At 68.4% G+C, this 12270-nt stretch carries 11 protein-coding genes; 4 read left to right on the top strand and 7 right to left on the bottom strand.

Annotated elements, in window-relative coordinates; all coding sequences use genetic code 11:
* Positions 1 to 24 precede the first annotated feature (24 nt).
* From AC1DKQ_RS05105 to AC1DKQ_RS05085, 5 genes are all read right to left on the bottom strand, one after another.
* On the bottom strand, positions 25 to 1440 hold the full coding sequence (locus AC1DKQ_RS05105) for an aspartate ammonia-lyase (protein ID WP_476882963.1): 1416 nt from the start codon (positions 1438 to 1440) through the stop codon (positions 25 to 27).
* An 8-nt stretch (positions 1441 to 1448) separates the two neighbouring features.
* Positions 1449 to 2489 carry an asparaginase gene (locus tag AC1DKQ_RS05100; protein ID WP_476882962.1) on the bottom strand — a complete coding sequence of 347 codons (1041 nt, stop codon included), beginning with the start codon at positions 2487 to 2489 and terminating at the stop codon, positions 1449 to 1451.
* Positions 2490 to 2610: 121 nt separating this feature from the next.
* On the bottom strand, positions 2611 to 3306 hold the full coding sequence (locus AC1DKQ_RS05095) for a FadR/GntR family transcriptional regulator (RefSeq protein ID WP_476882961.1): 696 nt from the start codon (positions 3304 to 3306) through the stop codon (positions 2611 to 2613).
* Between the two features lie 125 nt (positions 3307 to 3431).
* Positions 3432 to 4199, bottom strand: coding sequence for a YcnI family copper-binding membrane protein (locus AC1DKQ_RS05090; protein WP_476882960.1), 768 nt, complete (start codon positions 4197 to 4199; stop codon positions 3432 to 3434).
* Between the two features lie 115 nt (positions 4200 to 4314).
* Positions 4315 to 4926, bottom strand: coding sequence for a hypothetical protein (locus AC1DKQ_RS05085; protein ID WP_476882959.1), 612 nt, complete (start codon positions 4924 to 4926; stop codon positions 4315 to 4317).
* Positions 4927 to 5263: 337 nt separating this feature from the next.
* Between AC1DKQ_RS05085 and AC1DKQ_RS05080 the strand changes: the two genes are divergently transcribed.
* Both AC1DKQ_RS05080 and AC1DKQ_RS05075 read left to right on the top strand, forming a co-directional pair.
* Positions 5264 to 5584 carry a type II toxin-antitoxin system Y4mF family antitoxin gene (locus tag AC1DKQ_RS05080; protein ID WP_476882958.1) on the top strand — a complete coding sequence of 107 codons (321 nt, stop codon included), beginning with the start codon at positions 5264 to 5266 and terminating at the stop codon, positions 5582 to 5584.
* Positions 5581 to 6849, top strand: a complete 1269-nt coding sequence (locus AC1DKQ_RS05075) for a type II toxin-antitoxin system HipA family toxin (protein WP_476882957.1) — start codon at positions 5581 to 5583, stop codon at positions 6847 to 6849. Before AC1DKQ_RS05080 ends, AC1DKQ_RS05075 begins: the two co-directional genes overlap by 4 nt.
* A 79-nt stretch (positions 6850 to 6928) precedes the next feature.
* Here the strand turns inward: AC1DKQ_RS05075 and AC1DKQ_RS05070 are convergent, their stop codons facing one another.
* Positions 6929 to 7546: a uracil-DNA glycosylase family protein gene (locus AC1DKQ_RS05070; protein ID WP_091564911.1), complete on the bottom strand. Its 618-nt coding sequence runs from the start codon at positions 7544 to 7546 to the stop codon at positions 6929 to 6931.
* Positions 7547 to 8110: 564 nt separating this feature from the next.
* A complete protein-coding gene (locus AC1DKQ_RS05065; RefSeq protein ID WP_476882956.1) occupies positions 8111 to 9808 on the bottom strand; it encodes an HNH endonuclease in 1698 nt (565 codons plus the stop codon).
* A gap of 712 nt (positions 9809 to 10520) precedes the next feature.
* Here AC1DKQ_RS05065 and AC1DKQ_RS05060 point away from each other — a divergent pair.
* Positions 10521 to 10754: a hypothetical protein gene (locus AC1DKQ_RS05060; protein ID WP_476882955.1), complete on the top strand. Its 234-nt coding sequence runs from the start codon at positions 10521 to 10523 to the stop codon at positions 10752 to 10754.
* Between the two features lie 55 nt (positions 10755 to 10809).
* Complete coding sequence (locus AC1DKQ_RS05055) at positions 10810 to 12234, top strand: serine hydrolase (RefSeq protein ID WP_476882954.1); 1425 nt, start codon at positions 10810 to 10812, stop codon at positions 12232 to 12234.
* The last annotated feature ends 36 nt before the right edge of the window (positions 12235 to 12270 follow it).

Genomic DNA, 12270 nt, shown 5'->3' with positions numbered 1-12270 from the left:
GGTCCTTCGGGGTTCGAGGGTGCGCTACTTGCTCAGGTTGGCCAGGCGCTGCGGGCTGAGGAGTTCGGTGAGCTGCTCGGCGGTGAGCAGCCCGTGTTCGAGCACGAGTTCCGCAACCCCCTTGCCGGTGGCGAGGGCTTCCTGAGCGATGGCCGTGGCCGTGGCGTAGCCCAGTTGCGGGTTGAGGGCGGTGACGAGGCCGATCGACTGTTCCACGGTGAGGCGCAGGTGTTCGGTGTTCGCGGTGATGCCCCGGACGCAGCGGGCCGTGAGGGTGCGGCAGGCGGCTTCCAGGTGGGAGATGCTCTTGTGGAGGCTGTGGACGATGATCGGTTCGAAGGCGTTGAGCTGGAGCTGGCCGGCTTCTGCGGCCATGGTGATGGTCACGTCGTTGCCGATCACCTCGTAGGCCACCTGGCTGACCACTTCCGGGATGACCGGGTTGATCTTGCCGGGCATGATCGAGGACCCGGACTGCACCGCGGGGAGGTTGATCTCGCCGAATCCGGCGCGCGGGCCGGAGGAGAGCAGCCGGAGGTCATTGCAGATCTTGGAGAGTTTCACGGCGACGCGCTTGAGCACCCCGGAGAGGTGCACGAAGGCGCCGACGTCCTGGGTGGCCTCGATCAGGTCCACTGCGGTGACCAGCGGCAGGCCGGTGATCTCGGCGAGGTGCCGGCAGGCGGCCTCGGCGTACCCGGCCGGTGCGTTCAGGCCGGTGCCGATCGCCGTGGCGCCGAGGTTGATTTCGTGGATGAGCAGGTCGGCTTCGGCCAGGCGGAGCCGGTCCTCGCCGATCGTGACGGCATAGGTGCCGAATTCCTGGCCGAGGGTCATGGGGACGGCGTCCTGGAGCTGGGTGCGGCCCATCTTGACCACCGTGCGGAACTCTAGGGCTTTGGCGGCGAACGCGTCCTCGAGTTCGGCGAGGGCTTCCAACAGTTCCCGGACCGCGAAGATCGTGCCGAGCTTGACCGCGGTGGGGTAGACGTCGTTGGTGGACTGGCTGAGGTTGACGTGGTCGTTGGGGTGCAGCCGGGCGTAGTCGCCCTTCGGGTGCCCGAGGATTTCCAGGGCCCTGTTGGCGATGACCTCATTGGCGTTCATGTTCGACGACGTCCCGGCACCGCCCTGGATGACGTCCACCACGAACTGCTCACTGAGCTTGCCGCTCATGACGTCGGCGCAGGCTTGCCCGATGGCCGCGGCACGCCCGGCGTCGAGCAGCCCGAGCTCGTGGTTGGTGCGTGCCGCGGCCAGTTTCACGGCGGCCAGCCCGCGGACCAGGTACATGTTGGAGGAGAGCGGCTGGCCAGTGATGGGGAAATTCTCCACCGCCCGGAGGGTGTGGACGCCCCAGTAGGCGTCGGCGGGAACATCCCGGTCGCCCAGGAGGTCGTGTTCGGAGCGGAATTCTGCGCGTGCGTCGGGCGAGGTCATGGCGGTCCTTACGGGGCTTCGGGGGCGTCGGAGGTCTTGGGGGCAGCGAGGAAATCGGTGGCCTGCAGCAGCCCGACGGGCCGGCCGCCGCCCAGCACAGGGGTGGCGGCGAGGCGCGCCAGGGGTGAGGTGTCGACGTCGAGCGCGGCCAGGACCCGCACGGTGACGGGCATCCGGGCGCGGTCTCCGCCATCGGAGACCTTCACCGCGACGGCGCGGCCGTCGGGGAGGCCCACCAGCTGGACGCCCTCGAAGCCGTCTTTGGCCAACAGGCCGGGAACGAGGCGCATTAGCGCGGTGACATCCCGGTCCTCGCCCGCAACCATCTCGGGGTGGCGGCGCATGGCGTGTGCGACGGCGGCTTCCGCGCTGCCGGATCCGGCAGCCGCGGCCAGGCGGCCGAAGGCCCGGGCCATGCCGCGCAACGTGAGTGCAAACAGCGGGGTCCCGCAGCCGTCAGTGGTGGTGGCCTGCGGGTCCTCGCCGGTCAGATCCACCACGGTCCGGGCCACGAGTTGCTGCAGCGGGTGCGCGGGGTCAAGGTATCCCTGGACCGGCCAGCCGTTGATGACGCAGGTGGCAGCCATCGCGGCATGCTTTCCGGAACAGTTCTGTGCCAGCTGGGTGGCCTGGCCGCCGTCGCCGAGCCAGTCCTCGCGCTCGCGGGCCCCGTAGGGGAGGTCCGTGCTGTTATTGAGGTCGCCCGGTGTCAGGCCATGCAGGTCCAGGATGCGCCGCGCACCGTCACGGTGGGCGGCGGCACCGGAATGGCTGGCGGCCGCGAGGGCGAGGAGATCGTCCGGGAGATCCAGGCCGGCGCGAACCATAGCGACGGCCTGCAGGGGCTTCAGGGCGGACCGCGGGTAGAAGGGGGCGAGGGGATCGCCGGCCGCCAGGAGGGTTCGGCCGTCCGCTGCGGTAGCGATGACCGAGCCGTAGTGGACGCTTTCGACGATGCCGTCCCGGGTCTGGACCGCGAGTGGGGTGTGCTGCGGCAGCCGCTCCGGGTCCAGCGGGGTCGGGGTGTGCGCGAGAGCGGGAGAAATCATTGCGTCCTTTTGGCGGTAGCGGTCGGTGTGAATGTGGCGGCAGGTGCAGTTGTGTTGGCCACTCTGTTGCTGGCTGTGGTTCCCGACTCTGCTGTTCCTGACAAGGGTCAGGCGCCTGCCGTCAGGCGTTGAGGATCGAGTCGAGGGCGACGCCAACGGCGTGGAGGTGCTGGCTCATGGCGATGCGCGCCGTCGCCGGGTCACCGGCGTCGATCGCGGCCAGGATGCGCCGGTGCTCCTCGTCGGAAGCGTGCTTGCGGTCCGCCACCATGTTCAGGGTCTCGGACTGGTGGGCGAGGGCGTCCCGGATGTCCGCGACGACGTTTTCGAACACTTTGTTTCGGCTGGCCCGCGCGATCATCGCGTGGAAGCTGGAGTCCAGGCCCACCCAGACTTCGGGGTCGTCCTCGCCGCTCATGGCCGCAACGATGTCCCGCATTGTGTCCAGTTCCTCGGGCGAACGGCGTTCGGCAGCCAGTCCGGCGGCAGGAACCTCGATATGGGGACGGGCCTCCGTAAGGTCGCGTGCGGAGTATTGGCCCAGAACCAGGTCCTTGGCCACGTGGTTGGCGACGACGAACGTGCCCCGCCCGGTCCTGGTGACCGTCAGGCCCAGGGCGGTGCAGGACCGCAAGGCCTCGCGAACCACAGAGCGGCTTACGCCGTACTGCTGGGCAAGGCTGGCCTCGGAGCTCAACTTGGCGCCGACACCGAGCTTGCCGGATTCGATTTCGGAGCGGAGGACGTTGAAGACGGCTTCGGCGGCGCTGAGGCGGGCCAAGGGCTGTCCTGCTGTCCGGCTGTCTGACAGGTTCACCCTTAAAATATGGCAGGGATCACACCGGGGTGTCAATTGTGACGGCGGCCCCGGGTGTCCGGAGCCGCCGTCGCGCCTGCCGCCGGAGGTCAGGCGGCAGGCTATCTGACCGTGTTACTTGTCGGCTATTTGGCCGTTTGCTTGGCCTCTGTTTGCTTGGCCTGGGACGGGCGGGTGCGGGCCAGTGCCGTCAGGCCCACGGCGAGCCCGATCAGTCCTGCTGCCATCCCGATCCAGCCGGCCACCGAGCCGGCATCACTTGAGGTGCTTGCTGCCGCGGCCGGGGCGGCCGACGCCGCCGTTGTTGTTTCCGTGGATGCGGCGTGGGCCGCGGGTTCGGCGTCTTTGGCCGTGGTCACGAACGAGGGGGCCGGGTGTTCGGGTTCGGCCTGGCCTTCGGCCGCCTTCTCGTCCCACTTCACGATGGTCCCGTCGGTGTAGGTCTGGGCGGTCGGCAGGGTCACGGTGGTGCCGGCGTCCGGCAGGACCCCCACGGAGATGGAGAACGCCTGGTATTCGTTCGGGTCGATCTGGTGGGCGGCGTCGGCGGTCCAGACTACGGAGCTGGGGGCCTTCGTGACGGTGGCGCCGGCGATGGTGAGCGGTTTCGGCAGGTCGCTGGTGGTGACCACGGCCTTCCAGCCCTCGACGGGCTTCACCGCCACCGAGGTGAACGGGGTGTCGGTGGGCAGCGTGACTTCGAGCTTGCTGGTCTTGGCGGTGGCGGACTCGTTGGGGACATTGAACGTCAGGTGGCTGTAGCCGCCCGCGGCTGGGTCATCGGAGTCGACGTGGACGTGGGCGGACGCGGCCGCTGCGCCGGCGGCGAGCAGCGCGGCGGTCATCGTGGCGGCCGCGGCGGTCTTGAGGGTACGGCGGAGGGAGGATTTCATGGCAAAGGGTGCCTTTCACTAAGGAAGAAACGGTGGGGGCCGGCCGGTGCGGTGTTCGTCCGGCGGTGACGGGTGGCCGCCTGCCGTCCCCGTCCGTGCGTGAAAGGGGATGGTGTCAGGCGGCGGGCGCCGGCTGCGGCGGGCCACGCCGGGTCGGCAGGAGGTGGCCCACCCGGACCCTGAGCGGGGCCAGGTTGACGGTGCAGGGGCCTGGGACGCGCAGCGGCACCAGGGCGACAGGTTCCGTCAGCCGCACGAGCGGGCGAAGCCAGGAGCCCAGCACGGACAGGGCCCGCTCGCCGCGGGCCAGCAGCAGGGCCGTGCCGAGGGTCGCCGCCACGTGGGCGGCGAACATGGCCCCATCCATGACGGTCGCGGAAACGGCCATGGAGGGGTGGAGCATCTCCGGAGGAATCACAGCCGCCGCATGGCCGGGATGGTTGTATACCCCCGGCTCAGGAATCTTCAGGGGCGCGGCGGCGGACAGTGCGCCGAATGACCAGTGCAGCCACAGTTGACCCGCGCCGAGGAGGCCGGTCAGGACTGGGAAGTTCAGGCGGAAGCGGGTCAGGACCGCCACCGGGATCATCGCCACGGCGCACAGGGCCATCACGATCGCCGGTTCGGGCAGCCGTCCGCCGCCGGCCAGGTGTCCGCCGGCCGCCAGGGCCACGATGAGGGATCCGATCAGCCCGGTGCGGAAAAGCCGGAAGGAAGCGCGCGTCATCGTGAGCAGTCCTCTCCGGGTTCCTTGGGCGGGCTGGTTTTCTTAAGTCCCTTAAATTCTACGGGCCATTTTGCACCGCCACGCGCCACGCGGCAGGACCGCCCAATATGTGACGGTGGGCGCCAGCGATCCCGAGTCAGCTGCGCCGGCCGGCTGCGCGGCACCGGCCTCATCGGCTCCGCTACACCGGCTCCGCACCGCCCGCCGGTACGAACGTGCCGAAATGACGCTTTGCAGTCGCGTGTGCCGGTTCTATACTGGAATTACGCGCAAAACGGCACGTTCGTACCTATAGACCTAGGCAAATTTGACCTATCTTGATCAACGGGAGGCGACCATGGGGAACTCACTTCCGGACGAACTCGCTGCCGAGGCGCGGGCCCGGCGCGGTTCCCTCCGGCTGAGCCAACGCGAACTAGCCGAACTGGCCGGGGTCTCAGAGCGCTTCGTCCGGTTCGTCGAACAGGGCAAACGCACGGTCCAGTTGGATTCCCTGCTGGCGCTCCTGGACACGCTGGGGCTGGAGCTCCGGGTCCAGACCCGGACCAGCGCCGCTGCCCGGGCCCTCGCCGGCCCGCGGGCAGGCAGTGAAGCGCGGGCCAACAATGAACCGCAGGTCAACAGTGAACTGCGGGACGGCCCGGAAGTCCGGCCATGAGGCACCGCATCGCGGATATCTACAAGGCCGGGGCGCTGGCGGCGCGGCTGGAACGCCACGACGGCGGCACCAGGTTCAGCTACTTGCCGGCATACCTGGCGTCCGGGGGCCCCGCCGTCGCGAGTTCCCTGCCGCTGACTCCGGAGCCCGTGTTGTCCGCGGCGGGGGCTGCCCCGCCGTATTTCACCGGGCTCCTGCCGGAGGGACGGCGGCTGAATGCACTGCGACGCTCCATCAAGACCAGTGTTGACGATGAGCTCTCCCTGCTCATCGCGGCCGGTGCCAACCCCGTGGGTGACGTCCAAATCGTTGGCCATGGCGAGAAGCTGGACCCGGACGAGCACGCCGTCGAGCTTGACCCCCGCACACCCGTGGATTTTGATGCCCTGCTGGGAGACTCCGGGCTGATCGATCCCGTGGCGCTGGCCGGCGTGCAGGACAAACTGTCCGCGGGCATGATCTCCATGCCTGTGGCCAGCGCTGACAGGCGGTACATCCTCAAACTCAACGCCCCCGAGTTTCCGCACGTCGTCGAAAACGAATACGTAATGTTCCGGTACGCGGCCCGGCTTCGGATCCCGTTGAGCCGGGTCCAGCTGATCCGCGACGTCGCCGGCCGGCCGGGGTTGCTCGTTGAGCGCTTCGACCGGGTGCCTGTCTCCGGGGAACGTGTCGCCAGGGCCCCGGGGCCCAAAGCGGCGGCCGGGTCGCCGGGGGCGGTGCAGCGGCTCGCCGTCGAGGACGGGGCACAGGTGCTGGGGCTCTACCCTGCGGACAAGTACAACGTGGGATACGGGCAGGTGTGCCACGCGCTGGCGGCGTATTGCGCGGCGCCGCTGCCCGCGCTGCGGAATTTGGCCCTCCAGGCGGCATTCGCATGGCTGACGGGCAACGGTGACCTGCACGCGAAGAACGTTTCCATGGTGCAGCACCCCGCCGGGGAGTGGTCCATTGCGCCCGTCTACGACATTCCGTCCACTGTTGTCTACGGGGACAAGACACTGGCCCTGACCCTGGACGGCAAGCGGACGGGGGTTTCCCGGAAGCACTTCCTGGGCTGGGCCGCGGGGATGGGTTTGACGGAGCGTGCGGCCGTCCAGGTGCTGGAGCTGGCGCTGAGGGCTTCGGAGCCGCTGCTGGCGGACCTTCAGGCGGGCACAGCGTTCCGTTCCGTGACCGACGACGGCGCCTCGCCGTTTTCGGCGATGGTCACCCGCGATTGGATCAAGGAACTGAAGCACCGGCGCAGGCTGCTGGCGGGGTGAGGCTCACCGGCGTCGGCTGTTGGCGGGTTATGCCGCGGGCTTTGGCTTCTGCCGGCGTCGGATGATGCTGCGTGAATCCTTAAAGGTGCTGGATGCCGGCCCGCTGCATGGCGTCTTTGTAGACTTCAACGTTCTTGGCGAGGAGCTCTTCCTGCTTGGCCGGGGAGACTGCGAAGGCGCGGCCGCCGAGGGCGGTGGCCTTGTAGATCTTGACGCCATGGTTCTTCAATGAGGAATGGTAGGTCTTCTCGAAGAGGGTCAGGAAAGAGTGGGCGTCCGCGCCGTGGGCAATCACAGCCGAGACGCGCTTGTTGATCTTCAGGAACTGGCGGAACGGCCGCAGGCCATCCGTCTTTTCCTGGACGTTCAGCGCCGAGGAAGCGTCAGGATCGCGGATCCACGGATAGGCGTTCCACGGCATCACATAGCGGGGGTCCAGTTCTGCGGCCTCGTAAATGGAGGTGGCGCGGCGGGCGGCCTCATCGTCGTTGAAGTGCGAAACAAAGCCCGATTCTGTGCCCTTGCCGGGGCTGATATGCAGGCTGACGATCCGGCATTCGTCCTCGTCATGGATGGGGTCGATGTACGGGACCACCGATCCAGGCTTCTTTTCCATGAGTTCGTCGCACAGCTGCGTCACGGCGGCAATGTTTGGCTCCTGCAGCAGGGTCTTCTTTTCGTCCCAGTCAATCGTCACGATTTCTCCCTCAGCACTTGGCGTCCAGAATCAGGCGGCTTCCTCCACTCTACGCTTTCGCGGCAGGGGGTGTTTCGGCCGGGGCCTTTATGGCCGGTCTCCCTGGTTGCGGGTCCTCATGATGGGCTTCGTTGTGGGCCCAGTGGCTTGCGGCCTCTGGTGATGGCGATGAGGCGGGCGTAGGCTTAAAGCGCCTGCAGGTAACCATCTGATGACGTCGGGTTGTTCGGGACATTGAAGTGTCCGAGCCTTCTCTTAGCGAGATCGCGAAGGTACCTGCAGGCCCGAGCGTCAGGCCGCCTTTCGAGTTGGAGGGCGGCTTTCTTTGTCGCCGCCGCCGCGGCAGATTAGTCAGCGCGGTCAGCGGCTGGCACCGGTCGTTTTCTAACCGACCGTGGGAGCCTCCGTCGCGGGCAGCTCCCCGTCCCAGCAAGGTGCATTGCCATTCGGTCCTTCTTCGCCGACCCGTGCCTGCTGGATGCGGCGAAGCGTGGCGGCCCAACGTTAGCCCGTTCCGCGTGCCCCCCGTGCCGCGTGCCCCTGTGGCTGCCGGCTGACTGGTCCCTAGGCCGCGGCAACCACATGGAGCCTGCCGCTCTTCATCTTTTTGGCTTGGTACCGGAGTTGGCGTTGGCGCCGGTGGCGGGATACCGGCTGGTCTGCGGCTGATGGACGGAGCGGTGTCCCCGGGAGGGGTGGTGCGGTGGAGTGGTAGGTGTGGCCGGTGGGGGTGGTGAGTTCGATGGTGTGCCTGGTTCTGCTGCTCCCGGGCCCGGCTGCTGGACCGGGTGCTGGTCCGGGTCCAGAGTCCGCGAGCTGTGGGTGTGCGGGGTTTACGGGGCGGGCTCGCCAGCCGGGGGTTTCTTTGGTGTGGTTGCAGGCTTCGCAGAGGCCGGCGCCGTTGGTCTGGGTGGTGGGTCCGCCTTTGTGCCAGGGGATGATGTGGTCCAGGTGCCGGATCGGGGCGTCGCAGTAGGGCGTGCGGCAGGTGTCGTCCCGGGTTTGGATGAGGCGGCGGAGCCGGTGCGGGAAGATCCGGCCCCGGGAGTCCATCGCGATGAGCTCGCCGGTGCGCGGGCGGGTGTAGAGCCGGCGGAGAAAGACGGTGAAAGCGTTGGCGTCGGCAGGGGCGTCGGCACCGGCACCGGACGCTTCACCGGGTCTGATGGGCCTGCCGGGTCCGGCGGATCCGCTGGCGCTGCCTCCGGTGCCCTGTCCCGTGTCGTCTGATGTCCCCGCACCGCCGCCGGGTGGTGGCGGGCTGCCGGGTCCGGGCGGATGGTTGCCGTCATTGGCCTCGGTGCCGTTGATGAGGGCGCGGGCCCAGCCGGCGGGGACAGTGCCGTAGCCGGGGATCCGAGCCGGTTCACTGTCGGCCTGGAAGAGTGTGCGGTCGGTCATGACGACCTGGATCTCCACCCCGGTGATCCCGCCCGGCGTGCCCGTGCAGCGCTGGACCAAAGTGTCGGCCATGGCCTGGCCGCGGCCCCTCGGGTCCCCGGCGGCCCGCAGGGTGTCGGCGTGCCGGCTCAGCGCGGTGTAGAGGCCGACGCCGGCGGTGACCGGGAGCAGGGCGGTGAGGTAGCACATGGTGTCCGGGGCCGGGCGGAGGCTGACATGCCGCTCGGACACGGCGTGTGCGGCGCGGTCGGTGACGGTGCGCGGGTCCAGCCGGTACGCGGCGGCCCGGGCGGTGGCGACCAGCCGCCGGTCCCCGGCCCCGGCGAGGGTCCCGGTGTCGGGTGCGAGGCGTTCGTCGACGGCGGCCCGGTCCGCGGCGGTCAGGCACGCGGTTTCGCGCACGAGCAAGGTGGCGCGCCATTCGTTCAGCTGCCCGGACTCGAGCGCGGCGAGGGTGTGCGGCATCTCGGCCACGAGGGCTTTCGCGAGGCCCAGGAGCCGGCCGCCCTTGGCGGGGGATTCGTGCCGGGCCAGGGCGATCTGCGCGCCGATCCCGGCGCCGAGCTGCTCGGCGGGGATCCCGGCGGCGGCCTGCGCGCGGCGCTGGAGCAGATCAAAAGCCACAGCCAGCCGAGCCTGCTCCGCGGACGCGGCGCACTTCTCGTTTTCCAGTTCCCGGATCCGGTCGATGATCGCGGCACTGGCCGCGGCCAGTGGGAGGGTGGCCAGCCGGCCGGCTGCAACGACTGACCCGCCGCGGTGGTCCGCGGTCGGCACTTGAGCCGCACCGCGCCCGGCGCGGCGGGGCCTAGCCTCGCCGTCTCCTGCCGGAACCACTTCGGGCCCCTGATCGCCGTCCATGAATCAAGTCTCCCGTGGAGGTCCGACATTTAACGGACAGCCAGAGCGGGCGGGGTCCGCGGCCCTAACGCGCCCAGCAGGACTGATCAGACTGTCGCCGTCTCCTGCCCGAACCACTTCGGGCCCTTGTTTGCCGTCCATGAATCAAGTCTCCTGCGGGGGTCCGACATTTAACGGACAGCCAGAGCGGGCGGGGTCCGCAGGCCTAACGCGCCCAGCAGGACTGATCACCCTGTCGCCGTCTCCTGCCGGAACCACTTCGGGCCCCTGATTGTCGTCCATAGTTCCACTTAACTCCGGGGGTCTGACATTAAAAGGCGCAACCGGAGGGAGGTCACGAGGTTCGTGCGTTCGTGGGCTTCGTTGGCGGGTGTGGAGGTGTCCACACGGAGACTAATGGGGCGGAATTCGTGGGGCCACCAGGATGAGCCAGGTCCAGACTTGGCGAGGGCGACAAATCGGAGTTCACGGCGGGGGTGTCAGGCCCGCGGATCCGTCGCCCGTGCCCAGCGCCTTCAAGCGCCCGCGCCCCGCCGGTCGTGTTGAGGGACCGAAGTCCAACCCACTCCCCTCAAGGCTCTCGCTCACCCCAATCGCCCGCAGGCCCGGCCGCCCTGTCTCAAAACCCCGGCGCGGGTCCATCATAAAAGAGGGCGTCTGCTCGGCGCCCCAGGCGGTATCGGGCAGGTTGTTGTCGGGCGGGGTGGTGTCCATGAACCAAAGGGAATCTATTGCGATGAGGATCGGTTCGCTGCCCTCGGACCGCCGCTCGCTGCTGAAGGCGGTCGGCGTCGGTGCCGCGGGCATAGCCGGGGCTGCCGCTGCTGGCCGCCTGCACGGCCCAAAATGCCCCCGCCGGCGCCGGACGCAGCGGCACTGGCCCCTCCGGCACGCCGTCGGCGTCGTTGCTTCCGGCGCCGGAACCGCAGGTTGGACCGCTCCTTGACCAACAGAAGGTCAACGTCGCTCTGGCCAAGCTGGACGGGATAGTCCAGGGGGCGATGGAGAGCACTGGTGTTCCCGGAGTCGCGGTGGCCGTGGTCTACCGGGACCAGATGGTGTACGCCAAAGGCTTCGGCGTGCGGGAGTCGGGCAAGCCCGAGACGGTGGACGCGGACACCGTCTTTCAAGTGGCCTCAGTGTCCAAACCCTTGGCCTCCACGGTTGCGGCCGTGGCCGTGAGCAGAAAGGCGATCTCCTGGACGGACCCCGTGATCAACCACAGCCCGGGCTTCGCCCTGAAGGACCCCTACGTGACGCGAAACGCCACTGTCGCCGACCTTTTGTCGCACCAAGGCGGCCTACATACGGGGGCGGGCGACCTGCTGGAGGATCTCGGATTCGACCAGACCTACATCCTCAGCCACCTCAATCAGCAACCGCTGGACTCCTTCCGGGCGAGCTACAACTACAGCAACTTCGGCTACACGGCAGGCGCGCTCGCTGCTGCCGACGCCATGAAACTGCCCTGGGCAGACCTCGCTGAGGAAGTCTTGTTCAAGCCCCTCGGCATGACATCCACAAGTTATCGCCACGCGGACTACCAAAAGGAATCGAACAGGGCACTGATCCACGTGCCCACCGGTAACAAGACCTGGGTGGCCAAATACAGTCGGGACGCCGACGCCGAAGCGCCCGCCGGCGGGGCCAGTTCCACTGTGCATGACCTGGCCCGCTGGATCCGCCTGCAGCTCGCCAACGGCCGCTTTGAGGGCAAGGAGGTTATCGCCCCGGGCGCTCTGAGTGTCACGCATGTCCCGCACGCGGTATCGGGCCCACCCGCGACGCCGGCGGCCCGCACCCGCTTCTACGGCCTGGGCTGGAATGTCTCCTACGACGACCACGCCCGGCTCTCGCTCGGGCACTCGGGAGCCTTCGAGCTTGGTGCCGCGACCGCCGTCTCGCTGCTCCCCGGCGAGCAGTTGGGCATTGTGGCCCTGACCAACGGCCGGCCGCAGGGCATCCCCGAAGCCATCTGCGCGTCATTCCTGGACACGGCCCAGAACGGCGCCCCGACAGTGGACTGGTTCGGATTCACCGCGGGCGTCTTCCAGAAGATCGATGAGGCGGAGAAGCCAAAAGTCGACTACTCCCAGGCGCCGCAGCGGGTCCAACCGGCGCGCGTCAACGATTTCTACGTTGGCAAGTATGCGAACTCCTACTACGGCCAGCTCAACGTCGCCGTGGAGAGCGGCGTGCTGACCCTAGAGCTGGGTCCGGCCGGCAGGACCACCAAGTTCCCACTCAAACACTTCGACGGCGACACCTTCAGCTTTGAATCCATCGGCGAGAACGCCAACGGCCTTGCCGGAGCGATCTTCGCCCCCGGCGCGCCCGGCGCCGCCCCAGGCGCCAGCGGAACGGCGTCGAGCGTCAGGCTCGATTTCTACGATCAAACCGGTCTGGGCACCTTCACCCGCGGCTGAGCCTACTTTCGTGCGCCGTAAGCTTCTAAGGCGAAC

The organism is Arthrobacter sp. 05L421 (assembly GCF_056397785.1).
The sequence above is the reverse complement of the archived record's forward strand: the minus strand, read 5'-3'. Positions and strand labels throughout refer to the sequence as shown.